Source organism: Methylorubrum pseudosasae (assembly GCF_029504475.1).
Classification (GTDB): domain Bacteria; phylum Pseudomonadota; class Alphaproteobacteria; order Rhizobiales; family Beijerinckiaceae; genus Methylobacterium; species Methylobacterium extorquens.
On the sequence record NZ_JAQGDU010000002.1, the window covers coordinates 691,852 to 712,926 of the forward strand.

Consider the following 21,075-nt stretch of genomic DNA (forward strand, 5'->3'; position numbering starts at 1 on the left):
GTGAGGGGAGCGTTTCGAACGGAGTTTTCCGACCTTGGCTATACGTCCTTACAGCGCCGCCCGGCGTCTTCCCCTCGTTGCCGCACTCTCGGCCGTCCTGCTCGGCCTCGCACCGCTCGCCGTCTCGGCTCAGTCCGTGGCCACACCGGACCTCGAGGCGCCCTCCGTCGAGGCGCCGACCGCGCCCGACCTCGGCAACGGATTGCCCCAGGGCGCCTTGGTTTTTCACGGTAATTATTGCGGCCCAGGCAGCCGCGGCGCCGGCCTTCCGCCGATCGATGCCCTCGACCGGGCCTGCATGCACCACGATGCCTGCTCGCCGCCGGTGGGCCAGGGGCTGCCGACCTGCTCCTGCAACGACCAGCTGGCGCGCGAAGCCAGGCAAGTGGCCCGGACGCCGCGGATCGACGACGAATTGCGGACAGCGGCGGAGTTCGTCGCCGTCGGCGCGAAGGCGCTGGCCTGCGAACCCTAAAATCTAACCCCTGATACGGCATCGGCCCGGAGCGCTCGTTCCGGGCCGATGTCATTTTGTGAGATGGATGTCTCTTTCGAAGCGCGGATGGCCGCGACTCGTCCGGCTTGCAGCGGGCGTCTGCGCGACCTCAGGCCGGGTGGGGCGCCCTAGGCCTCGGGCGGCTCCATCGGAATTCCCAGCGCGTCGAGACCTTCTTCGAGGAGCGGCGCCGCATCCGGCGTGCCGAGCAACTCGCGGATCACCGTATCGCCCGCCGCCTCACGCTCCTTGGCGAAGTTGACCGCCGTGTGCCATTCGGCCGCCTCGTAGTCGCCGCGGCCGATATACAGCAGTGCTCCGAGATCGGCGCGCTCATCCTCGTTGAGCCCGGCGATCATGCTGCGGATCTCCTGCTCGGTGGCGTCGTCGGTGCCGCCGACCAGCATGTCGATCGAGCCGTCATCGGTCGGGTTGGAGCCCGAATCCGGATCGGTCGCGCCTTCCTTCACCTCGACCGCCCGCAGCCGCAGGATGATCTCGGTGATCTTGTCGAGGGCAATGTCCATACGTGGCTCCAGCATCGACGGCCCACGATACGCGGCGCGTCGGGTTCGAACGGAACGCGCCGTGTCCGCCGCGATCGTCCGGGCCGGCCGGTGACGTCGGGCTGCGACAGGGCGCAGAGGCCTCGACAACCCATGGCGTGGCCGTTGGTTCGGCCGTGCCGGAGCACCATGCGGAATCGGGAGAGGAAAGGGGTGGAAGCGGCGGGCGCGTTGGCCCGGACAGCCTCAGGCCCGCGGCGGGTATCCGCCCGGCTCGGCCTCCGCGGTCCGCGCCGGCCGTTCCTCCTCCCGCCGGTGCCACATCAGCAGCAGGGCGGAGATCACGAGCCAGGGACCGGCGATCCCGATGAAGAAGGACATGGGCGCATCTCCCCGCGGCGGCGTCTGCTGTTTCGAGAAAATCCGGTCCGCGTGAGAGAGGATGATAGGGGCTGCCGACCGGTCCGCAAGCGGCGCGTCAGGCGAACAATTCGGGGCGGCGCAGGCGGAGCGAGAGCAGGAGCACTAGCGTCTTCATATCGACGATCTCGCCGGCCTCGCTCATGGCGGCGAGGGTGGAGAGCGGCATCTCGACCACGGTGATCGCCTCGTGCTCCTCAGCCAAGCCGCCGCCCGGCCCTTCCCGGTCGCTCTCCGCGTAGGGGGCGAGGTAGAGGTGCATCCGCTCGGTGGAGATCCCCGGCAGGCTCCACACCGTGGAGACCGGCTCCAGATGCGACAGCCGCAGGCCGGTCTCCTCGAAGGCCTCCCGGCGCACGCCCTCGTCCGGGTCGGCCTCGTCGAGCAGGCCGGCGGGCACTTCCAGCAGGTCGGTCACGCCCGCGGTAAAGAAGGGTGGGGCGCGGAACTGCCGGATCAGCAGGGCCACCTTGCGCTCGGGATCGTAGGGCAGCACGCAGACCGCCTCGCCGTGATCCTCGATCTCGCGGGTCACCGCGGTGCCCTCGGGAGTCGTCACCTCGGCGACGAGGAAGGTTGCCCAGCCATCGTGGACGGTGCGGGTGCCGCGGATCTCGGGGGGCATGGCGTCTCCGGTTCGGGGCTTCAGGTCGGAATCTCGGGGTCAGGCTTGCGCAGGCGGGCGGTCGACGCCGCGGCGGATCAGGAAGCGCGCGGCCGGGCCGCGGCGCTCCAGCGCCTCCAGCGCGGCCCCTTCCTCGCGGACGACGTTGGGGATGTCGATCCCGGCCAGCGGATCGGTCGCGGTCACGGCCAGGCGCGCGCCGGGCGCGAGGGCCCGCAGGGCCTTGCGCGTGCGCAAAGCGGGGAGGGGGCATTTGAGGCCGCTGAGGTCGAGTTCGACCGTGCCGTCCTGCGAGATCTCGGACATGGGAGCGGCGCATAACACGAAAACGCCCTGCCGGCTGAACCCAGCCGCAGGGCGTTGTCTTCAGCGGTGGAGGAGACGGCTACCAGCCGTAGGGGCCGTAGCCGTAATAGCCGCCATAAACCGGGTAGCCGTAGCTGCCGTAATAGCCGACGGGGACGCCGTAGCCGTAGTAACCGCCATAGGCCGGATAGCCGTAGTAGCGCGGGGCTGCGCTGGCGGCGATCGCGCCGCCGATCAGGCCGAGCGCCGCACCCGCGAACAGCGCACCCGCGACGTTGCGGCGGCGATAACCGTAGCCGTAGCCGTAACGGGGGCCGTAATAGCCGCCGTAATATCCGCGGCGCCAGCCGACGGTCTCGACGGCGGGGCCGCCGGCGACCTGCGCAGCGCTCATCGCCGGCAGGGGCGCGGCCTGGACGGGCGAAACGGCCGTCACCGTCAGGCTCGCCGCGGTGAGGCCGGCCAGCGTCAGGGTCGTGATGCGGGACATGGATGCGAACTCCTTACGCGATAAGGAACACGCAGAGGAACAACGCCGCACAGAACGCGTTCCGACTGCCCCGCTTGCCGTGGAAGAAAATCTAGGGTGGTACCCGCACGATCAGAACGTGCAGGCCGTGAAGGCCGGATCGACCGACTTCTCCCAGGGGCCTTCGTAGTCGGCGAGCCGCTCCTGCGCGTGGCTGCGGCCGGCTGCCACGATCGCTTCCAGCGGCTGGAGATAGACCGCCTCGTCGCGGCCGTTGCCGTCGCGGCGCGCCCGCGCCTGAAGCCCGGTGCGGGCGATGGGCGAGCGCCTCCGCCGCGACCGCGCCGAGGCAGCGCCCGCCGATGCTGGCATGGAGCCCGAGCCGCGGCACGGCCGCGCGCATCGATTCCCGCTCGCTGGCGGACCAGCCGCGCACCAGATCCCAGGCGGCGGAGAGGGCGGTCTCGTCGTAGAGGAGCCCGACCCAGAAAGCCGATTGCGCGGCGATCATCGCCGGCCCGCCGACATCGGCCCCGCGCATCTCGAGGAAGCGCTTGAGCCGCACTTCCGGGAAGACGGTGGAGGCGTGGTTCGCCCAATCCGAGACGGTGGCCCGCTCGCCCGGCAGTTGCGCGAGGCGCCCGGCCATCAGGTCGCGGAACGAGGCTCCGGCGACGTCGTGGTAGGTCTCGCCGCGCTTGACGAAATACATCGGCACGTCGAGCAGCCAATCGGCGTAAGCCTCGTAGCCGAAGCCCTCATCGAAGGCGAAGGCCAGCATGCCGGTGCGGTCGGGGTCGGTGTCGCGCCAGATCTCCGAGCGGCGCGACAGGAAGCCGTTGGGCCGCCCGTCGGTGAAGGGCGAGTTGGCAAACAGCGCCGTGGCGATGGGCTGAAGCGCGAGGCTGACGCGCATCTTGCGCACCATGTCGGCCTCGGAGGCGAAATCGACGTTCACCTGCACGGTCGCGGTGCGCAGCATCATGTCGAGGCCGAGCTTGCCCACCTTGGGCATGTAGTTGCGCATGATGCGGTAGCGGCTCTTCGGCATCTGCGGCGTCGCCTCGCGGGTCCATTTCGGACTCATGCCGAGGTCGAGGAAGCCGATGCCGAGAGGCTCGGCCGCGCGCTTCGTGGCCGCGAGATGCTCGTCGAGTTCGGTCGCGGTCGCGTGGATGTCGGGCAGTGGCGCGCCGGAGAGTTCGAACTGGCCGCCGGGCTCGATCGAGATCGCGCCACCGCCCTCGGGTCCCGCCAGACCGATGATGTTGCCGGCATCCAGGATCGGCTCCCAGCCGGTCTCCCGGCCGAGATTTTCCAGAAGCGCCCGGATGCCGCGCTCGCCTTCATAGGGAACGGGCATGTGGTCGGCGGTGTAGAACGGGATCTTCTCGTGCTCGGTGCCGATCGCGAACCGTGCGCGCGGTTTTTCGCCCGCGGCGAACCACGCGATCAGTTCGTCCCGCGTCGTGAGCGGGGTGGTGTCGGACGTGTCGCGCGCCATGCGCTGCCTCGAAGGTAACGTCGGTCGAAGGGGTCAGCGGCGCGCCGAGAATCCGCCACCGGAGGGGCCGTCAGCAGCCGCACCGGATGTCGTGTCCTTAGAGGACGCTGCAAGAGTGAACAACGCGCCCGCCGACCGCATGGCAGACATGACATAAGCTAATGTTTACGGCGTCTACCTCGCCGATCACCGATCCGCGAAATAGGCGCCGTAGGCGGCCCGATCCACCCCCGCCCGAAGGAGAAGCTGGAGCATCAGCCGCGCCTTCACGCCCGACAGGATGCCGGCCGAGAGCGCGCCGCGACCCAGCAGATCGATCTCGCCGCCGGGATACCCGTATGTGCGCGAGAACACAGGACCGGTCTCGGTGCGGGAGGCGAGCACCACCGGAAGCCGCGCGATCAAGGTGGAGACGATCTCCGCCAGCGCCTCCGGCACGTGGCCCGCGCCCATTCCCTCGATCACGACGCCCGCGAAGCCGAGATCGGGCAGGGCGGCGAGCAGACGTCCGTCGTCGCCGATCCCCATCTTCAGGAGCGCCACCGGGGCCGGCTCATCCGTCAAAGGACCGGTCAGGGTAAGGCTGCGGTGGGACCGCACGAAAATCCGGGCCTCGCCCTCGATCACGAGACCGACCGGGCCGGCGAGCGGTGAGCGGAAGGCCGAAGGCAGGGCGGTGTGGGCCTTCTGCACGAGGCGGGCGGCGTGGATCTCGTCGTTGAGGACGGCGAGCACGCCCATTCCCCGCGCCGAAGCGCTGCCCGCGACGATGGTCGCGGCCAGCAGGTTGCCGGGCCCGTCGGCGCCGGCGCTTTCCGGCCCGCGCATCGCGCCGGTGACGACGACGGGCTTGTCGCCGGCGACCAAGCTGTCGAGGACGAAGGCCGTTTCCTCGATCGTGTCGGTGCCCTGGATCACCACCGCGCCGTCGAGGTCGCCCGCGAGACGCTCGTTCAACGTGCGCGCCACGCCGATGAGGTCGTCGAGGGTGAGCCCGGCGCTCGGCCGGCGCAGGGGCGAGAGCGTCTCGATGGATGCCACCGTGGCGAGCCCCGGTACCGAGGCTGCGAGGTCGGCGGCCGTCAGCGTCGGCACGATCCCGCCCTCAAGGCTCCGGGTCATGGTGATCGTCCCGCCGAGGGACAGGAGGAGGATGCGGGGCAACGTCATTCTTTAAGACATCCTCAATTCGGCTCGGCTCACCGCGCATCCCCCAGAACCGCCTGCACCAGCGCCAGCACCGCCACCGCGGCCGTATCCGCCCGCAGGATGCGCGGACCGAGCGACAGCGCGACCGTGTTGGGGCGAGCGGCGATCAGCGCGCGCTCCTCTTCGTGGAACCCGCCTTCGGGACCGACCAGCACGGCGAGCGGCGGCGGGTTCGCCGGATCGGCCGCACCGCGCAGGGCCGCCACCGGATCGGTGACGGCTGCGTCCTCGTCGCAGAACACGAGCAGGCGATTCGCTTCGAGGGCATCGAGGCAGGCGGGCAGCCGGGCCGGCTCGCCGATCTCCGGCACGGAGAGGATGCCGCATTGCTCGGCCGCCTCGATCGCGTTGGCCTGGAGACGATCGAGCTTGATCCGCTCGCCTTGGGTGAAGCGGGTGAAGACCGGCTGGAGGCGCCCCGCGCCCATCTCCACCGCCTTCTGCGCCATGTAGTCGATCCGGCCGGTCTTCAGCGGCGCGAACAGGTAGTGGAGGTCGGCCGGCGCCGGCTGCGGCCGGGTCTGCGCCACCACGCGCAGGTCCGCGCTCTTGCGGCCCTGCGGCACGATCTCGGCGCGCCACTCGCCGTCGCGCCCGTTGAACAGCAGGACGGGCTCGCCCTCCGCGCGGCGCAAAACCGTGAGCAGGTAGTTCGCCTGCGCCCGCTCCAGCGGCAGGACGCGCCCCTCCGCTAGATCCGCTTCGACGAAGAGGCGTGGAGCGGTGAAGTCGTAAGCAGCCATGGTCTCTCGCAGGCAAGCCGGTCTCGTCGCGTGGCGGCCCCGGCCTGTCAATCGGCGGCGGCCCGACGCTCACTGGTGCAAAAACAGCACGCCTCGAATGTTTCAAGGCGTTTCCCACGCTCCTGGCATTCGTGCGGCGGAAGGCACCATTGGCGCCACAATCCCGTGCGCAGAAGACTTCCGCATCGAAACACTTCAAGCCCCTCTGCCGGGCCCATGGCGCGAGCCGCCAGGGATTCAGGCCGGATGGGCGCTGCGGGATCGGGGGTACACCCGTCGCGGCATGCGGGGAGAAGGACCGGGCCGAATGTCTGCCAGGATTGTTGCACCGACGAAGACCGCCGCCGCTCTTGTCGGCCTTGTCCTGCTGGCTGGGCCGGCTCTGGCCCAGAGCATGGGCGGGATGCCGCTGCCGTCGATGGATACGCCGGCGGAGCCCGCGCCCTCGGCCGGCGCGCCGATGAGCGTTCCCGCGCCGATGGCGCCGGCTGCGCCCGCCCAGTCTGTGCCGCAGCAGGCGGGCACGGATTGCAGCTCGATCCAGAAGACGCTGATCGAGCGCAAGAACCTCGTGGCCAAGGCGAACTCCGCCTCGAACTCGAAGAAGAAGATGACGCCGCAGGAGGCGTGCTCCCTGTTCGGCCAGCTCCAGGCCAACGGCGCCACCGGCATCAAGTGGATCACCGCCAACAAGGAGTGGTGCTCGATCCCGGATTCGTTCTCGGAAGGCTTCAAGGCCGACCATAACAAGGTCGCGGCGATCCGCACCAAGGTCTGCGGCATCGCCGCCCAGGCCACGAAGATGGAAGCCCAGGCCAAGACTCAGGCGCAGAACGGCGGCGGTGGCGGCGGACTGCTCGGCGGTCCCGGCCTGTCGGGCGCCTTCCGCATGCCGCAGGGCGCGCTTTAAAAGACGCGTTCTAAGGTCTTCAGCTCCGCGTCACCGTTGCCCTCTCCGTCCGAGCCCGGCTCCGGCCGCGTCGCCGACGCGGTCGCCGGCCATTGGGCCGACCGGCTCGCGCCGGCCGGGGCGCGGCCCTATCTGCGCCTCGCCCGGATCGAGCGGCCGATCGGCTGGTGGTTGCTGCTGCTGCCGTGCTGGTGGTCGGCGGCCCTCGCTGCGACCGCCGCCGGGAATCCCGGCCCCCATCTCGGCCATCTCGTGCTGTTCCTGATCGGCGCGGTGGCGATGCGCGGCGCCGGCTCGACCTACAACGACATCGCTGACCGGAAGCTCGACGCGCAGGTCGAGCGCACCCGCTCGCGCCCGCTCCCCTCGGGGCAGGTGACGACGAAACAGGCCGCCGCCTTCCTGGTAGCCCAGGCGCTGGTCGGCCTCGCGGTGCTGCTGCAGTTCAACGCGACCGCAATTCTCGTCGGCATGCTCTCGCTGGCGCCGGTGGCGATCTACCCGTTCATGAAGCGGGTGATGCCGATGCCGCAGGCGGTGCTCGGCCTCGCCTTCGGCTGGGGCGCCTTAATGGGCTGGGTCGCCGTGTTCGGCCGCCTCGATCCGCCGGCCCTGTGGCTCTATGCGGGCACGATCTGCTGGATTGTCGGCTACGACACGATCTACGCGGTGCAGGACATCGAGGATGACGAGATCGTCGGCATCCATTCCTCGGCCCGGCTGTTCGGGACGCGCCTGCGGCTCGCGGTGGGGCTGTGTTACGCCGGCACCATCGCCCTGTTCGTGCCGGCGCTGATCGGCGCCGGGGCCGGCCTGTTGAGCTGGCTAGGTCTCGGGCTGTTCGCCGCCCATCTCGCCCGGCAGGTCATGCATCTTTCCGAGCGCGACGGCCTGCGGGCTCTGGCACTGTTCCGCTCGAACCGCGATGCGGGCCTCATCCTGTTCGCGGGGCTCGCCGCCGACGCGCTGTGGCAGGGTCTGCACTGAATCGGCCGTGGCGAGGGCTCGTCCCCGCGCCATATTCGATTCCATGAGTGAGACAGATCCGCACCGACCACCCGACGATCCGATTACCCAGGGCGCCCGTGCCCGGATTCAGGGGCGTCCGCGCGACGCCTGCCCCTATCCGGTGAATTCGCCCGAGCGCACGGCGTGGCTCGAGGGCTATGACGGCTCTCCGGCCGACCGTTCGTCGGACAGGCCGCTCGATAACGGCTGAGGCGGGACACCATCTCAGCCGCGGGAGATGATTTCGCTCTCGCCCCGGTGGATGCAGGGCCGGGCCGGGAGACGGGCGGGCTTGCGCCGCACGAGGAAGCGCGGGCGGCGTCCGCTGAGCGCGGCGTGACGGCGGCGCTGGCGGCCCTTGCCGAGCACGACCGGCCCCAGTTGCTGCGAGACCGGGACGATGGCGCCGTCCTCGCGCAGCAGCATCCGGGCGAGACCGCCCGTGGTTCGAGATGTCGCGCCACACCGCCACGACATCCTCCTCCGGGAACGGCCCGAGCCGCATCGACACCTCGCCCTCGTTATCGACGAGAAGCAGCGAGAAGCGGTCCTCGCCGCAGGCATCGGCCGCATCGTCGGCGAAAGCCAGCGCCACGCCGGCGGGCGCGAGGCCATGGGTCGCCCCGAGAACCGGCAGCGGCGTCGCCTGAACCGTGATGCAGGGCGCGCTCATCTCGTCCTCGCTGCCGGGCCGACAGTTCTGATTCATGATCTCGAAAGTCATCATCGGTTCGACGCCCTATCCCGTGTCGCGGTCTCTGTCGGACGCGCTGATCTGACAAGCACAGTGCCGGTCGTCTCCCCCAAGGCGCCTTAAGAGTGAGCGTTAAGCGTTCGTGGATCGAGCCGAAGTCTGCCGGATGCTCAACGGACCCTTGCCGGGATTGGTGCAAATGTCGGTAACCGTGCGGGCGCCGCGGCGCCGGCCCGGCGATGCCGCCGAGCGTGCGCGCGGCCGGGGCGGCCGGCCCTGCATCACTGCGTTCCGAAATCCGATGGCTACTTTTTCCGCCGATGCTCTAGAACGAAAGGGTGTCGGCGCCGTTCAAGCGGCATGAGGCCGGCTTTGAACGAACGGCTCCGACCGGATCCATGACCCAGACGACATCCTCTCTCGCGGCGCTGCGGCCCGTGCTGCACGACGCGATCCGGGAGGCCGCCGCGCTCGCGCTGCCCTTCTTCCGCCAGGGGGATCAGACCAGCGCCCGGGTCTGGTCGAAGGCCGGCGGCTCGCCGGTCACCGAGGCGGACGTCGCCGTGGACACCTTCCTCAAGATCCGGCTGTCGCAGATCGAGCCGCGGGCCGCCTGGCTCTCGGAGGAGACCAGCGACGATCCGGTGCGGCTCGGTCACGACTTCGTCTGGATCGTCGATCCGATCGACGGCACCCGCGCCTTCCTGTCCGGACATCCGGATTGGTCGATCGCCGTCGCTTTGCTGGCCCGGGGCGAGCCGGTGCTCGGCGGCGTCTTCGCCCCCGCGACCGAGCAGTTCTACGAGGCCGTGGCGGGCGAGGGCGCGACCCTCAACGGAGCGCCCATTCGCGTCGCGCCGCAGGCCACGTTGGAGGGCGCACGCATCACCGGCCCTAAGCCAATGCAAGACCGCCTGCTCGACGGCGCGGCGCGGCTCGGGCCGCGCCCCTCGGTCACGGTGGTCGATCGGGTGCCCTCGCTGGCCCTGCGGCTCGCGCGGGTGGCCGAGGGCCGGATCGATCTCGGCCTCGTCTCCCGGGATGCGCGGGACTGGGATCTCGCCGGCGCGGACCTCATCGTTCGCGAGGCGGGCGGCGTGGTCTGTGATCTCCAAGGCCGGCCGGCGGTCTATAACCGCCCGGAGCCGCGTCACGGCGAGTTGATCGCCGTGCCGCTGCCGCTGCGCGATCCCGCGCTGGCTGCGCTGGAGGCGTGAGCGCCGGAGCCGGGCGAACTCGCTCGGGTAAAGGGTGAGAGGGCCGCGGCCCTACCGCGCGGTATTCACCCAGCGCACGAGGTCGGCGAGCACTTGGCCCAAAGCCGCGTCGAGGCCGGCGGCGGCGCTTTGCGGATCGACCTTCTTCACCGGGACGCGGGCGGTGAAGACGCGGGCGTTGACGACCCGTCCGGTTCCCTCGGCGATCAGCTTGGCCGAGAGGTCCACCACCGCTTCGCCGGTGCCGGAATTGACGTCGAACTCGCGGATCTCGCTGACGAGCTGGTAGTCCGACGGCACCTTGTCGCTGGGCCGCGAGACCGAGCGCAGGCGGCCGGTATTCTCCAGGCTCTGGATCACCCGCGTCTGGATCAGCCGCGGCAGGCGGTCGGCCCACTGGCCGCCGCCGAGGAAGGACAGGGAGCCGCCGGGTTCGCGCACGATGATGCGGTCGGCCTCCATCGGCTGCAGGCCGACGGGCTCGGACACGACGATCGAGCGTGCTGCGCCGCCCGCCCGCGCCTGACCCGGCAGGGCGGCGAGGTCGAAGGTGAGCGGCGTGCCGCCGCCGCAGCCGCCAAGGAGCGCGAGCGGCGCGAGAAGGGCGCCCGCCCTCAGGATGCGGCCGGACAGGGGGCGACCGGGAAGAGCAGGCGAGAGAGGAAGACGCGTCATACGCTCGGGCACCGTCCGTTCGCTGTCGGGGAGACTGACACCCCCTCTAGCACGCGGGAGCATACGCCAACGCTCAAGCTGCGCCGTGCGTGCCGACACATCGTTCGGAATCCGAACCGCTCAGCGGCCACCGTTGTATTCCGGCAACGACGGCTTGCCGCCGAAAATAACTTGTGATGGGTCGCGCTCCAGGCTGCGGGCCGCTCGGCTCAGGGTATTGAGCGTGCGCTGGCCGTCGCTCGACAGCGCCTCGACCTCGCGCCGGCTCGTCCCCGACAGGCGGTTGAAGCTCGTGGAGATGTTGGCGGTGCGCTTGTCGAGGTTCTCCGACAGCGCCCGGAACGCACGGCCGGCGTCGCGCACGGAGATCGCCGCCTCGCGGATCTCGGCGAAGGTGCCCGCGCCCTGCTGGCCCGAGGCCGAGCCGAGGAAGCCCTCCGCGCCCTTCAGCACGCCGTCGATCTTGTCGGCGGAGGCGTTGAGCTTGGCCGCGAGGCTGCGGGCATTATGCAGCCCGGCCTGGATGTCTCCGCTCGAATTCGCCAGCGCAGTCGAGAAGGTCTCGGCGTTCTCGATCACCCGGTTGAGGCGCTGCCCGTCCACCGATTTGACGAGACCGGCGATGGAGGGCCCGGCCTCGGCCAGCGTCTTCGAGAAGGACTCAACATTGGCGAGGGTGCGGGTGATCGCGCCCTCGTTGCCGGCCACCACCTTGTCGAGGCGCTGCAGTACGTCGTCGGCCCGCTGCGCGATCTGCTTGGCCGCCGCCATCATGTCCTGGATGTCGCTCGAATCGGCGAAGATCGTCGGCATCTTGTCGCCCGAGCCCGGCGTGAGGGCGGGCGCGTCGGCGCTGCCGCCGGAAAGCGCGATCTGAGAGACGCCGGTCAGCATCGCGGAATCGAGCCGCGCGCGGGTGTCGGCGCGCAGCGGCGTCGAGGGATCGACCTGCACGATCGCCACGACCCGGCGCGGGTCCTGCGGCAGCAGGCGCACGTCGAGCGCCTCGCCGACCTTGATACCGTTGAACGAGACGGTCGAGCCCTTGGCCAGCCCCCCGACCGAGCCGGAGAATACGATGCGGAGCGCCTGGGTCGCCTGTCCCCGGGAGCCGCCCTGGAGCCAGAACACGAAGCCGAAGGCGGCCAGCACGACGCCGATGGTGAAGGCGCCGATCAGGACGTAGTTTGCGCGAGTCTCCATCGGCTCAGCTCTAATCCCGATCCGAGGGGGCGAAGCGGTGCGAAACCGCACCGGGGGCGATCATCGCGGCCTTATGCATGGGCGTAGCCGGGCTGCGCCGCTTGGCCGGGCTGCGCCGTTTGGCTCGGCGTAGCGATGGCGCGGGCGCGCTTGCCGTGGAAGTAGGAGCGCAGCCATGGATGGTCGCTCGCCAGCATCTCCTCGATCGTCCCCTGCGCGATGATCCGGCCGTCGCCCAGCGCCGCGATGCGGTCGCAGGCGGTGTAGAGGCTGTCGAGATCGTGCGTCACCATGAAGACCGTCAGGCCGAGCGTCTTCTTCAGGGTCGAGACGAGGTCGTCGAACTCGCCCGCGCCGATCGGGTCGAGGCCCGAGGTCGGCTCGTCGAGGAACAGGATCTCCGGGTCCAGCGCCAGCGAGCGGGCGAGCGCGGCGCGCTTGATCATGCCGCCCGAGAGTTCCGAGGGGTACTTGTCGGCGGCATCCGGCTTGAGGCCGACCATCTCGATCTTGAGGCGGGCGAACTCGTCGAGCAGGCGCTCGGACAGCTTCAGATGCTCGCGCATCGGCATCTGGATGTTCTGCTTGACGGTGAGACCCGAGAACAGCGCCCCCTGCTGGAACAACACGCCCCAGCGCTGCTCCAATTGACGGCGCCGGGCCACGGTGAGCCCGTCCACGTTCTCGCCGAAGATCTCGATCGTGCCCGAGCGTTTCGGCACTAGCCCGAGGATGGTGCGCGTCAGCACCGACTTGCCCTGACCCGAGGGACCGACGAAACCGAGAATCTCGCCGCGGCGGATGTCGAGGTCGAGCCCCTTCATCACCGTGCGCTGGCCGAAGCCGACCACGAGATCACGCACGCGAATAATCGCGTCGCTCTGGGCGGCGGTTGGCCCGGCCGGGGAAAGATGAGGGGTGGTCAAAGGGTCCGTCCGAACGTCGTCTGCCTGAAAAAGGCTAGAAATCGATCGCGGCGAAGAAGACCGCGAACAGGCCATCCAGCACGATCACCATGAAGATTGACTTGACGACTGAGGCGGTGACGTGGCGCCCGAGCGACTCCGCCGAGCCCTCGACCGCGAACCCCTCGATCGTCGCGATGATGCCGATCGTCAGCGCCATGAACGGCGCCTTGATGAGCCCGACCGCGAAATGGTGGAACGACACCGCCGCCTGGAGCCGCGCCAGGAAGGCGTCGGTGGTCATGCCGCCGTAGATCGCGGCGGTGAGGCCGCCGCCCGCGAGCGCGGCGAGCGAGCCGAGGAAGGCCAGGATCGGCAGGCCGATCACAAGTGCGAGAATGCGCGGCAGGATCAGGATTTCGATCGGGTCGAGGCCCATCACACGCAAGGCATCGACCTCCTCGCGCATCCGCATCGAACCGATCTCGGCGGTGAACGCCGAGCCGGAGCGGCCCGCCACCATGATCGAGGTGAGGAGCACCCCGAGTTCGCGCAGGATCAGCAGGCCGATCAGGTTCACGACGAAGCTCTGCGCCCCGAACCGCTGGAGCTGGAAGATGCCCTGCTGCGCGACGATACCGCCGACGAGGAACGAGATCAGCACGATGATCGGCACGCCGCGGAGCGCCACCTGTTCGAGCTGGTTGACGAGCGCGGCCATGCGAAAAGTCTGCGGCCGGCGCGCGACCCGGCCGCCGGCGGCGACCACCTCGCCGAGGAAGGCGATGCCGGACAGGATCTCGTTGCCGCCGCGCGCGACGCGCTGACCGGTGGTGTCGAGGAAGCGCAGGACCGGGTTGCGGGTATCCTGCGGCACCGGTTCGGGCTCGCGCAGGCCCATCTCGCCGAGCAGGATGCGGTGCTCGGGCCGCGCCCCGGCATAGGCCAGCCGCCCGCCCGCCGCCTCGATCTCGGCGCGGGTCCGCTCCAAGACCCAGGCGCCGAGGGTGTCGAGCCGGGCCAAGCCGCTGAGGTCCACCAGCACGGGCTGAGTCCGGCCCTGGGCGGCGATGCGCGCCGAGGCGCTCTCGACCGCCGGACCCTGGTCCGCGGTCCAGCGGCCATGCAGGATCACGCGGCCGCCGCCCGCATCGAGGTCGGCGCCCGCGGCTTCCGAGATGCCCGAGCCGTCTGCGATCCGCACGCGCCGCTCCCGCTTCCGCTCCGAAAATCTTGAAACGAAATTCTTACCAGAGATGCGTCGAATCCGATTTGTCGGGTTCGACGTTGCGGCCGACCGAAGTCGCCTACCGGGGCGCTGCCCCGATCCCCGCCAAAGGGATGATTCCTTTGGAATCCCGCTCTCGGGATTGCTGGGGAAGCGTCGCCTATACCTTATGGCTCGAGCTGCTGCCAAATCGCCGGGGATCATGGATGCGTTGCGCCAGCGCCACGAGGACGAGGCCGGCAAGCGCCAGCGGCGCCATCATCAGGAAGGTCGAAGGCCCGCCGAACGAGCGGTAAACGGCGCCGCAGGCCAGCGTCGCTAGCGCCGAGACGAGCGCGGTCGAGGCGCCGATCGTCCCCTGCGCCCGGCCGCGGGCGCCGTCCGGCGCGAAGCCGGAGACGGCCGCCATGATGCCGAGATGGGTCGCGCCGAAGGTGAGGCCGTGCAGCATCTGAAGCGGCAGGAGCAGGGCCAGCTCCCCGTCCGCGAGGCTGAGGCCCAGGGCCCGTAGCAGAGCCGCCGCCGCCCCGAGCCCGAGCAGGCGGAACGGGCTGCGCCAGCGCGCGGGAAAGCGGCCGACGAGGGCGAACAGCGCGATCTCGGCCGCGACGCCGACCGCCCAGAGCGCGCCGATCCAGGGCGGCGAGACGCCATGGCGGGCCCAATCGAGGCTGCCGAAGGCGTAGATCGCCGCATGGCTCGCCTGGATCAGCGCCGCCGCGGCAATCGAGAGCCGCAACACCCGCGGCAGGGGCGGAGAGGCTCCCCGCTTCGAATGCGGCTCGGCGGGCGGCGCGACCTCCTGGCCCGAGGCTGCGACCAGGGTCGCGGCGAGCGCGAGCGCGGTGAGCAGCAGTGGCACCGCCACCCGGTCACCAAGCACGCCGAGTAGCGCGCCGCCCGCGAGGTTCGCGGCGAGGAAGGCGACCGAGCCGCACAGCCGGATGCGGGCATAGTCGATCCGCTTCGAGCGGCGGGCGGCGGCAAGCGTCAGGTAGTCGATGCTTGGCACCAGCGGGGCCTGCGCCACGGCGTTCACGACGATCAGCGGGACGAGCAAGGCCGCAGCAATGGCGGCGGCCGCCGGCATCAGGGCATAGCTCATCGCCAGGGTGAGGCTGCCGGCGACGAGCAGCGTGCGCGGGCGCACGCCGCGATCGATCCGCCCCATCAGCGGCCGCGTCGCGACGACCTTGGTGGCGATCGGCAGGGCGAGCAGCAGGCCGATCAGCCCGGCATCGAGGCCGAGCGCGCCGAGCCACACGGGCATGAACGGCATGGCGATGCCGATCTCGACGAAGACCACGGCGTAGAGGAGACCGAGGCGGACGGGATCGGGCTCGCCGGTCGGGGCTGTGCGTGTCACGGAATCGCGGCGAAGCGGGCCGCCCCTTTCGATCGGTCAAAAACGTCGCGCGGCGGGGCGAAGCGAAGGAAAGCGTAAGCCGCTGTTAAAGCACGCCTGTCAATCTGCCGCCGACCGTCAATCGTCGCGGCACTCCTCGCGGTGGGGGCCGAGTCTTTGCGGGGGTGTGATGTCGAGTTCCCGTTCCCTGACGCCTCTGGACGCGTCGCAATACGATGCCATCGAGGACGCCGTCCGGGAGACCGAGCGCGGCCGGTGGTTTCTGACCGAATACGCACGCCGCAACCGCAATGCCGACACCGAGGTGCTGCTGGACGCGATCCGGCGCATCGAGAACGTCGTCACGACGGATCGGCCGGACGATGTCGGGCGCTTCCGCGGCGACCTGATGGAGATGGCCAACGCCATCGCCCGTACCCGCGCGGAGGTGGCCGCCCTCTCGACCGCCGAGCAGGGAGAGAGCCGTCTCACGGTCGCCTCGGAAGCCCTCGACGCCATCGTGCGCGCCACCGAGCGGGCGACCTCCGACATCCTCAGCGCCGCCGAGGAGGTGCAGGAAGCCGCCTGGACCCTGCGCGAGACCGGAATCGATTCCGAGCTGTGCGACGCCCTCGATCGGCACGCCACGCAGATCTACACGGCCTGCTCGTTCCAGGATCTCACCGCGCAGCGCACGAGCCGCGTGGTGCACACTCTGCGCTACCTCGAGAACCGCATCGCTTCGATGATCGGGATCTGGGGCAGCCCCGAGGACGCGGTGCCCCCGCTCGGCGAGGACGCACCTGGACCGGCTACCGCCCTCGATCAGAGCGATGTCGATCGCTTCCTCGATATGGAAGGGCCGGCGCCCGCTCCGGTTCTGTCGACCCTGCGGCCATTGCCGACCATGGTGCTCGACGACGACCTCGCCTTCCTGCCGGCCGTCCCCGAGACGCCGGAACCGGCCTACGAAGAGGAGCCGGCGGAGCCGGTCACGACCGAGCTGGCGGCGCCCGTCGCGGTTCTGGCCGATGAAATCCCGGCGGATCTCTTCGCGATGGAGATGCCGGAGATCGAAGCCGCAGCCGAACCGGAGACTGTCTCAGCCGTGCTCGTTCCGGCTCCGGCCGAGCCGGAATTGGCGGAGATGTTCGGGGCAGAGGACGAGGCCGCGTTCGAGGTCGTGGCAGACGTCGAAGCGGTCGACGTGGTGGATGAGGCCGAACCGGCCGCCGAACTCACCATCCCGGCCACCCCCGAAGCGGTCATGCCGCTGGCCGAGCCCCTGATCGTGGCGGCGGTCGAGCCGATGGCGGCCGACGATCTCGCCGCGGCCTTCCCCGATCTCGATACCCTGAGCATCGAGGAAAAGATCGCGCTCTTCGCGTGAGGGAGCGGGCTCCGGGGGCGGGCGTTGCGGTTCGTCATGCCGCATCTTTCCGCCTGAAAACCGGCGGCCCCTTTTTCGGCGGATGGCTTATACGGGCCCGGTCATGGCCCTGCATCTTCTGAAGCTGTGCGTCGGTCCCTCCTCCATCGAGGAGTTGGAGGCGCGGATCGCACATTACCGGGCGGAGGCTCTACGCCTCGGCCACGCGCCGGAGACGGTTCACGTCACCCGCATGTTCCCCAAGCGCGCGGGGGCCATCGCCGGCGGCGGTTCGATCTATTGGGTGATGAAGGGGACGCTGAGCTGCCGTCAGTCGATCCGCGCCATCGAGCCGGTCACGGGAATCGACGGGATCGACCGCTGCCGCCTCGTGCTCGATCCGGCGGTGACGCCGGTCTCGCCGCGCCCCTGCCGCCCGTTCCAGGGCTGGCGCTATCTCGAAGCGCGTGACGCGCCCGCCGACCTCGACCGGGCCAGTGCCGGGGAGGTCGCCGAGATGCCCGAGAGCCTACGGCGGGAATTGGTGGCGTTGGGTTTGATCTGAGGCGGTTGCCGCTTGATCCAAGCGGGACGCGTCTTGCTGGGCCCGAGCGGCGCTTGCGCCGAGGCTCGAGCCGGTGTCCCAAGGGGATCATTCGGATTTGGAGTGAGGCCGCCTGCCTCGTGGCGGCGGCCGATTGGCCTCGCTCCGAATGGGTGCGAGGCCGGGTCGGTCAGGCGGCTTCCTGCAACCCGACGACGGCCGGGGTAACCCCGAGGCGGTCGGCAAGGTGCCAGCGCAGTTCGCGCGGGGAATGATACTCGTAGGAAGCGTCGATGAGGTGGCTGAGGTCGGCCTGCGGGCTGCGTGCCTGCGTATCGACCAAGCTGCCCACCCGGAATGTCGCCGCGTTGGTGACGGGCGAAATGGCGCCGTCCTGGCGCCGGAACTCGAATTTCATTGTTTTTCTTCTTCTCGCACCGGATCCCGCGCCCTCTCGGCGTGGCCGGTGTCGTTTCTGGTTGTTTTGGTTTGGTGATTTCGGCGTCGGCGGCGCCCGCCGTGAGACATCCCTGGAAACGCGTTCCGGGAGCCTTCCTCCGGTGGGTGCCGCTTCGTTGGTTGAGAACGCGCCGTCGGGCCGGTTTAACCCCGGTCCCGAAGCGACTTAGACGGCCTGCAGATTGCCGGCCGCGTCCTTGCCGCTACGCTTGTCGGTCAGGACCTCATAGGACACCTTCTGGCCCTCGACGAGGTTGCGCAGGCCAGCACGCTCGACAGCGGAGATATGGACAAACACGTCCTTGCCGCCGTCATCCGGCTGAATGAAGCCGTAGCCCTTGGTCTCGTTGAACCACTTAACAGTCCCAGTATCCACGAATAGTTCCTTCGTTCTTCACACGCCAAGCGCAAGCATCTGCTCGAAGCGAGCACCTGGCAGCGTCCGCCGATTTTGCGGGATGACAAGCGGGTTGCAAATGGACCGAAGCCATTCGCTCCGCCGCGCCCGTCACGACAACATGTAGGCTGACGATGCGGCCTTAACAAGGCGGGACGGAACGCGGCCGCCCCGGAGCCGCGCGCGCGAGGCGGGAGCGGACCAGGCCGATCGAGCCTGGAGTACTGCCGCCGCCACCCTGTGACAAAGCACGGGGCCGGTGCATATATGAACGTCAATCCAGGCGGTTACGCACCGCTCCAAGGCAGTGCAGTCAGGCGGTTCATGGCGGGCATCTCGGTTTCCCTCGAAGGCGCGAACATCCAGCTCTCGTTCCAGAAGGACGACCAATCGACGGCGGTGGTCATGGATGCCCGCGCCGCCCGCGCGCTCGTGCGCGCCGTCGGCCAGCTCCTCACCGCGATCGATGACGACGGTGAGGTCGATCTGCCCGATGAGAACGGCGACGAGGAGGTCGCCATGCTCGACGTGACGTCCTCGGCCATCGAGGTGGGCACCGACGAGCAGGGTCAGGCGGTGGTGGCCCTCCAGGCCGGCGCGCTGCCGCCGTTCCAGCTCCGCCTGACCGACGAGGAAGCACGCCACGTCGCCTCCAGCCTCAGCGAGATCCTGGCCGCGCCGCGGGACGTCCGCACCTCGCACGGCGGGCATTGAAGGCCCGCCCTGCCGAAGGGTGACGCTTCGGCGGAGCGGCGATCCGCCCCTGTTACGGTCAGACGCCCGGCCTGCCGCGGCGACGGCGCGTGCGCTCCGCGCTCGGCAAGGCATCGGGCATCAGGGTGACGGCGACGGGATTGGGCGTGTGATCCATGGCCGCACCGGTATAGGCATCGACGCCCATGCCGATGACGCCGCCAGCCAGGACGTTTCCGGCAAAACCCGCCGCCCCTGCGCCGGCCAGCTTCGTGCGCACCGGCACGGTTTGCGGCTGGAATCCGGGCTTCGTGAAGGTGACGTCGAACTCCTCCGAGCGCGGCACGTCGAGCGAGCATGGCGTCGTCGCGCAGTACCGGCTCGTCGTGGTGGCGACGGCAGCACCGGGCGGCTCGGAGGTGAAGGCGATCAGCTCCGTCGTGCCGCGCGTGACACTTCCGCACGCGGCAAGGCTCACCGCGACGAGCGCGGCGGCCAGAGATTGCTTGAACATGATGTGGTGTCCCCCAACTGCCTCTGCGGGCGGTGGGGCGGTTGTTGAGACGGCTTCGTCTCAACGCAAGGGTGCGGAAGACGAGAGGTCGGGGACAGCTCGCACGGTCGTCAACGTGTGATGAAAATGTGACGTCGGTTGGCCGCGCCCCGCTCGGCGGGGGCGCGGCCTTGGCCTCGGCTCAGAGCCGGATGCCGGGATCGGTCGGTCCGCCGGGCAGATAGTCCGGCTCGGAGCCGGGTCCGCGCGGTTCGTCGATGTTCGGATCATCGACCGGGTAGGGTGTGCGCGGACCGGTCGGCCCGATATCGGGCAGATCGTCGGGCTGCGGCGGCGGGGGAAGATCGCCGGGGATCTGTCCGCCGGGGATGGGCTCGGGGGTCGGGGCGCCGGGATTGGCCATGGACCGCCTCCTGTCTGGCTTCGGGTATGGCGGTCCAACACATGCCCTTCGGTCCAGTTCCGTTCCTCGTTCGTCTCGTGGGCCGTGCAGGTGCGGCGCCGTGACAGCGCGGTCATGGTTTCTGGAACCGTGCCGGGAGCGGTCCGTTGGCCCGGCAATCCCTGACATCAACGGAGCAAAGCCATGCCCGATATTCGCGAGGCCAAGATCCTCATCGTCGCCACCGACGGGTTCGAGGAAAGCGAGCTGACGGTACCGCAGGCCAAGCTGAAGGAGGCCGGCGCCACGGTCACCGTGGCAAGCCCGCAATCGCGCCAGTCCAAGGGGACCATCCGCGGCTGGGACAAGACCGACTGGGGTAAGGACGTGCCGGTCGATCTCGATCTCGAGAGCGTGAACCCGGCCGATTACGACGCGCTGGTTCTGCCGGGCGGACAGATCAATCCGGACAAGCTGCGTCTCGAGCCGAAGGCGCTCGAAGTGGTCCGCAACTTCCTCACCTCCGGCAAGGTCGTGGCCGCGATCTGTCACGGCCCCTGGCTGCTGATCGAGGCCGGCGCGGTGAAGGGGCGCACCCTCACCTCGTTCGCCTCGATCAAGACCGACGTGATCAACGCGGGCGGTGATTGGCAGGACAAGGCGGTCGTGACCGATGGCGGCATCATCACCAGCCGCAACCCCGGCGACCTCGATGCCTTCTGCGCCAAGATCATCGAGGAGGTGAAGGAAGGCCGCCACGAGCCGCGTCAGCTCGCCGCCTGAACCTCGCCTCACCGGCACGACAAAGCCGCCGATCCTCGGATCGGCGGCTGTTTTTATGCCCGATGACGTGCCGCCGTCAGCGCTTGGCGACGGCCTTCTGAATCTTCGGTCGCTCCGAGGCGGCACCGGCCATCAGCTTGGCGAGGTGATCCTTGTCGACGCCGCTGCCGAGGCTCGCCGGCATCACGGCCGCCTCCGGTGCCGAGCGCTCAGTCTTGCGCGCCGCGATGGAGCCGGTGGTGACGGGGTCAGCGAGCGCCGCCACCGGCAGGGCCGCTGATGCGGGCTCCCGCTGGACGCGCATCGCCCAATGGGCGGCGGTGGAAAGGACGGCGATGGCCAGGATCGCCTTGATGCCGCCGGTCAGGAAACGCCGCATGGTGAGGCCCGAAAACGCTGGGAACGCAGCCGGTTCCCCGGCCTGTCCCCAGCATCGCGCAAGATCGTGAACGAACCCTCCGAGGTGACGCC

General features: G+C 69.6%; 26 protein-coding genes and 2 pseudogenes. 9 read left to right on the forward strand and 19 right to left on the reverse strand.

From position 1 onward, the window contains the following. Positions 1–34 precede the first annotated feature (34 nt). Complete coding sequence (locus tag M2437_RS04055; RefSeq protein WP_253389435.1) at positions 35–475, forward strand: phospholipase A2 family protein; 441 nt, start codon at positions 35–37, stop codon at positions 473–475. Positions 476–624: 149 nt separating this feature from the next. On the opposite strand, the gene M2437_RS04060 is transcribed toward M2437_RS04055, so the two are convergent. The 8 genes and pseudogenes from M2437_RS04060 to M2437_RS04095 form a co-directional block, all read right to left on the reverse strand. After that, positions 625–1,023 (reverse strand): DUF3775 domain-containing protein, encoded by a 399-nt coding sequence (locus M2437_RS04060; RefSeq protein WP_012252619.1) that lies wholly within the window; start codon positions 1,021–1,023, stop codon positions 625–627. Positions 1,024–1,248: 225 nt separating this feature from the next. Beyond that, the gene (locus M2437_RS04065; RefSeq protein ID WP_265223099.1) at positions 1,249–1,383 is read right to left on the reverse strand and encodes a hypothetical protein; all 135 of its coding nucleotides are present in this window, start codon (positions 1,381–1,383) and stop codon (positions 1,249–1,251) included. A 97-nt stretch (positions 1,384–1,480) separates the two neighbouring features. Further along, positions 1,481–2,047, reverse strand: coding sequence for an NUDIX domain-containing protein (locus tag M2437_RS04070; protein WP_056463187.1), 567 nt, complete (start codon positions 2,045–2,047; stop codon positions 1,481–1,483). 39 nt (positions 2,048–2,086) lie between these two features. Continuing rightward, positions 2,087–2,353: a sulfurtransferase TusA family protein gene (locus tag M2437_RS04075; protein ID WP_253389436.1), complete on the reverse strand. Its 267-nt coding sequence runs from the start codon at positions 2,351–2,353 to the stop codon at positions 2,087–2,089. A gap of 79 nt (positions 2,354–2,432) precedes the next feature. After that, the gene (locus M2437_RS04080) at positions 2,433–2,843 is read right to left on the reverse strand and encodes a hypothetical protein (protein ID WP_253389437.1); all 411 of its coding nucleotides are present in this window, start codon (positions 2,841–2,843) and stop codon (positions 2,433–2,435) included. A 111-nt stretch (positions 2,844–2,954) separates the two neighbouring features. Next, a pseudogene (locus tag M2437_RS04085) lies at positions 2,955–4,326 on the reverse strand (glutamate--cysteine ligase). 186 nt (positions 4,327–4,512) lie between these two features. Continuing rightward, a complete protein-coding gene (locus M2437_RS04090; RefSeq protein ID WP_253389438.1) occupies positions 4,513–5,496 on the reverse strand; it encodes an asparaginase in 984 nt (327 codons plus the stop codon). Positions 5,497–5,525: 29 nt separating this feature from the next. Next, the gene (locus M2437_RS04095) at positions 5,526–6,278 is read right to left on the reverse strand and encodes a 16S rRNA (uracil(1498)-N(3))-methyltransferase (RefSeq protein ID WP_238505958.1); all 753 of its coding nucleotides are present in this window, start codon (positions 6,276–6,278) and stop codon (positions 5,526–5,528) included. Between the two features lie 307 nt (positions 6,279–6,585). On the opposite strand from M2437_RS04095, the gene M2437_RS04100 reads away from it, so the two are divergent. From M2437_RS04100 to rmf, 3 genes are read left to right on the forward strand one after another with little or no spacing between them, the layout of a single operon-like run. After that, positions 6,586–7,188: a hypothetical protein gene (locus tag M2437_RS04100; RefSeq protein WP_003598880.1), complete on the forward strand. Its 603-nt coding sequence runs from the start codon at positions 6,586–6,588 to the stop codon at positions 7,186–7,188. 36 nt (positions 7,189–7,224) lie between these two features. Continuing rightward, positions 7,225–8,175, forward strand: coding sequence for a 4-hydroxybenzoate octaprenyltransferase (ubiA, locus tag M2437_RS04105; protein ID WP_253389439.1), 951 nt, complete (start codon positions 7,225–7,227; stop codon positions 8,173–8,175). A 43-nt stretch (positions 8,176–8,218) separates the two neighbouring features. After that, the gene (rmf, locus tag M2437_RS04110; protein WP_076640912.1) at positions 8,219–8,407 is read left to right on the forward strand and encodes a ribosome modulation factor; all 189 of its coding nucleotides are present in this window, start codon (positions 8,219–8,221) and stop codon (positions 8,405–8,407) included. A gap of 14 nt (positions 8,408–8,421) precedes the next feature. On the opposite strand, the pseudogene M2437_RS04115 reads toward rmf, so the two are convergent. After that, a pseudogene (locus M2437_RS04115) lies at positions 8,422–8,923 on the reverse strand (DUF6101 family protein). A gap of 365 nt (positions 8,924–9,288) precedes the next feature. On the opposite strand from M2437_RS04115, the gene M2437_RS04120 reads away from it, so the two are divergent. Continuing rightward, complete coding sequence (locus tag M2437_RS04120; RefSeq protein WP_003598885.1) at positions 9,289–10,107, forward strand: inositol monophosphatase family protein; 819 nt, start codon at positions 9,289–9,291, stop codon at positions 10,105–10,107. 51 nt (positions 10,108–10,158) lie between these two features. Here M2437_RS04120 and M2437_RS04125 read toward each other — a convergent pair whose 3' ends face one another. The 5 genes from M2437_RS04125 to M2437_RS04145 form a co-directional block, all read right to left on the reverse strand. Beyond that, positions 10,159–10,782, reverse strand: a complete 624-nt coding sequence (locus M2437_RS04125) for an ABC-type transport auxiliary lipoprotein family protein (RefSeq protein WP_056463206.1) — start codon at positions 10,780–10,782, stop codon at positions 10,159–10,161. 120 nt (positions 10,783–10,902) lie between these two features. Beyond that, a complete protein-coding gene (locus tag M2437_RS04130; protein ID WP_253389440.1) occupies positions 10,903–11,985 on the reverse strand; it encodes an MlaD family protein in 1,083 nt (360 codons plus the stop codon). Between the two features lie 71 nt (positions 11,986–12,056). Next, entirely contained in the window at positions 12,057–12,911 is an 855-nt protein-coding gene (locus tag M2437_RS04135; RefSeq protein ID WP_253389441.1) for an ABC transporter ATP-binding protein, read from the reverse strand. Between the two features lie 34 nt (positions 12,912–12,945). Next, positions 12,946–14,094 carry an ABC transporter permease gene (locus M2437_RS04140; protein WP_253389442.1) on the reverse strand — a complete coding sequence of 383 codons (1,149 nt, stop codon included), beginning with the start codon at positions 14,092–14,094 and terminating at the stop codon, positions 12,946–12,948. Positions 14,095–14,278: 184 nt separating this feature from the next. Further along, a complete protein-coding gene (locus M2437_RS04145) occupies positions 14,279–15,484 on the reverse strand; it encodes an MFS transporter (protein ID WP_253389443.1) in 1,206 nt (401 codons plus the stop codon). 169 nt (positions 15,485–15,653) lie between these two features. On the opposite strand from M2437_RS04145, the gene M2437_RS04150 reads away from it, so the two are divergent. After that, positions 15,654–16,853, forward strand: coding sequence for a hypothetical protein (locus tag M2437_RS04150; RefSeq protein ID WP_253389444.1), 1,200 nt, complete (start codon positions 15,654–15,656; stop codon positions 16,851–16,853). Between the two features lie 103 nt (positions 16,854–16,956). Continuing rightward, positions 16,957–17,397, forward strand: coding sequence for a DUF1489 family protein (locus M2437_RS04155; RefSeq protein ID WP_253389445.1), 441 nt, complete (start codon positions 16,957–16,959; stop codon positions 17,395–17,397). 169 nt (positions 17,398–17,566) lie between these two features. Here M2437_RS04155 and M2437_RS04160 read toward each other — a convergent pair whose 3' ends face one another. Both M2437_RS04160 and M2437_RS04165 read right to left on the reverse strand, forming a co-directional pair. Then, positions 17,567–17,794 (reverse strand): hypothetical protein, encoded by a 228-nt coding sequence (locus M2437_RS04160; RefSeq protein ID WP_003598896.1) that lies wholly within the window; start codon positions 17,792–17,794, stop codon positions 17,567–17,569. A 207-nt stretch (positions 17,795–18,001) separates the two neighbouring features. Next, positions 18,002–18,211 (reverse strand): cold-shock protein, encoded by a 210-nt coding sequence (locus M2437_RS04165; protein WP_003598898.1) that lies wholly within the window; start codon positions 18,209–18,211, stop codon positions 18,002–18,004. A gap of 345 nt (positions 18,212–18,556) precedes the next feature. Here M2437_RS04165 and M2437_RS04170 point away from each other — a divergent pair, with 345 nt between their 5' ends. Continuing rightward, on the forward strand, positions 18,557–18,946 hold the full coding sequence (locus M2437_RS04170; RefSeq protein WP_003598900.1) for a hypothetical protein: 390 nt from the start codon (positions 18,557–18,559) through the stop codon (positions 18,944–18,946). Between the two features lie 58 nt (positions 18,947–19,004). Here M2437_RS04170 and M2437_RS04175 read toward each other — a convergent pair whose 3' ends face one another. Together M2437_RS04175 and M2437_RS04180 are read right to left on the reverse strand one after the other, a co-directional pair. Then, a complete protein-coding gene (locus M2437_RS04175) occupies positions 19,005–19,439 on the reverse strand; it encodes a translation initiation factor 2 (RefSeq protein ID WP_253389446.1) in 435 nt (144 codons plus the stop codon). A gap of 181 nt (positions 19,440–19,620) precedes the next feature. Continuing rightward, positions 19,621–19,842, reverse strand: a complete 222-nt coding sequence (locus M2437_RS04180; RefSeq protein ID WP_003598905.1) for a hypothetical protein — start codon at positions 19,840–19,842, stop codon at positions 19,621–19,623. A gap of 183 nt (positions 19,843–20,025) precedes the next feature. Between M2437_RS04180 and M2437_RS04185 the strand changes: the two genes are divergently transcribed. Next, a complete protein-coding gene (locus tag M2437_RS04185; protein ID WP_238505969.1) occupies positions 20,026–20,604 on the forward strand; it encodes a type 1 glutamine amidotransferase domain-containing protein in 579 nt (192 codons plus the stop codon). A 76-nt stretch (positions 20,605–20,680) separates the two neighbouring features. On the opposite strand, the gene M2437_RS04190 is transcribed toward M2437_RS04185, so the two are convergent. Next, positions 20,681–20,983, reverse strand: coding sequence for a hypothetical protein (locus M2437_RS04190; protein ID WP_003598909.1), 303 nt, complete (start codon positions 20,981–20,983; stop codon positions 20,681–20,683). Positions 20,984–21,075: the final 92 nt, after the last annotated feature.

What these genes read in the sequence shown, in the direction of transcription:
- M2437_RS04060 (WP_012252619.1), bottom strand. Translation starts at nt 1,023, where the DNA reads ATGGACATTGCCCTCGACAAGATCACCGAGATCATCCTGCGGCTGCGG.
- M2437_RS04065 (WP_265223099.1), bottom strand. Translation starts at nt 1,383, where the DNA reads ATGTCCTTCTTCATCGGGATCGCCGGTCCCTGGCTCGTGATCTCCGCC.
- M2437_RS04070 (WP_056463187.1), bottom strand. Translation starts at nt 2,047, where the DNA reads ATGCCCCCCGAGATCCGCGGCACCCGCACCGTCCACGATGGCTGGGCA.
- M2437_RS04075 (WP_253389436.1), bottom strand. Translation starts at nt 2,353, where the DNA reads ATGTCCGAGATCTCGCAGGACGGCACGGTCGAACTCGACCTCAGCGGC.
- M2437_RS04080 (WP_253389437.1), bottom strand. Translation starts at nt 2,843, where the DNA reads ATGTCCCGCATCACGACCCTGACGCTGGCCGGCCTCACCGCGGCGAGC.
- M2437_RS04090 (WP_253389438.1), bottom strand. Translation starts at nt 5,496, where the DNA reads ATGACGTTGCCCCGCATCCTCCTCCTGTCCCTCGGCGGGACGATCACC.
- M2437_RS04095 (WP_238505958.1), bottom strand. Translation starts at nt 6,278, where the DNA reads ATGGCTGCTTACGACTTCACCGCTCCACGCCTCTTCGTCGAAGCGGAT.
- M2437_RS04100 (WP_003598880.1), top strand. Translation starts at nt 6,586, where the DNA reads ATGTCTGCCAGGATTGTTGCACCGACGAAGACCGCCGCCGCTCTTGTC.
- rmf (WP_076640912.1), top strand. Translation starts at nt 8,219, where the DNA reads ATGAGTGAGACAGATCCGCACCGACCACCCGACGATCCGATTACCCAG.
- M2437_RS04120 (WP_003598885.1), top strand. Translation starts at nt 9,289, where the DNA reads ATGACCCAGACGACATCCTCTCTCGCGGCGCTGCGGCCCGTGCTGCAC.
- M2437_RS04125 (WP_056463206.1), bottom strand. Translation starts at nt 10,782, where the DNA reads ATGACGCGTCTTCCTCTCTCGCCTGCTCTTCCCGGTCGCCCCCTGTCC.
- M2437_RS04130 (WP_253389440.1), bottom strand. Translation starts at nt 11,985, where the DNA reads ATGGAGACTCGCGCAAACTACGTCCTGATCGGCGCCTTCACCATCGGC.
- M2437_RS04150 (WP_253389444.1), top strand. Translation starts at nt 15,654, where the DNA reads ATGTCGAGTTCCCGTTCCCTGACGCCTCTGGACGCGTCGCAATACGAT.
- M2437_RS04155 (WP_253389445.1), top strand. Translation starts at nt 16,957, where the DNA reads ATGGCCCTGCATCTTCTGAAGCTGTGCGTCGGTCCCTCCTCCATCGAG.
- M2437_RS04160 (WP_003598896.1), bottom strand. Translation starts at nt 17,794, where the DNA reads ATGAAATTCGAGTTCCGGCGCCAGGACGGCGCCATTTCGCCCGTCACC.
- M2437_RS04170 (WP_003598900.1), top strand. Translation starts at nt 18,557, where the DNA reads ATGGCGGGCATCTCGGTTTCCCTCGAAGGCGCGAACATCCAGCTCTCG.
- M2437_RS04175 (WP_253389446.1), bottom strand. Translation starts at nt 19,439, where the DNA reads ATGTTCAAGCAATCTCTGGCCGCCGCGCTCGTCGCGGTGAGCCTTGCC.
- M2437_RS04180 (WP_003598905.1), bottom strand. Translation starts at nt 19,842, where the DNA reads ATGGCCAATCCCGGCGCCCCGACCCCCGAGCCCATCCCCGGCGGACAG.
- M2437_RS04185 (WP_238505969.1), top strand. Translation starts at nt 20,026, where the DNA reads ATGCCCGATATTCGCGAGGCCAAGATCCTCATCGTCGCCACCGACGGG.
- M2437_RS04190 (WP_003598909.1), bottom strand. Translation starts at nt 20,983, where the DNA reads ATGCGGCGTTTCCTGACCGGCGGCATCAAGGCGATCCTGGCCATCGCC.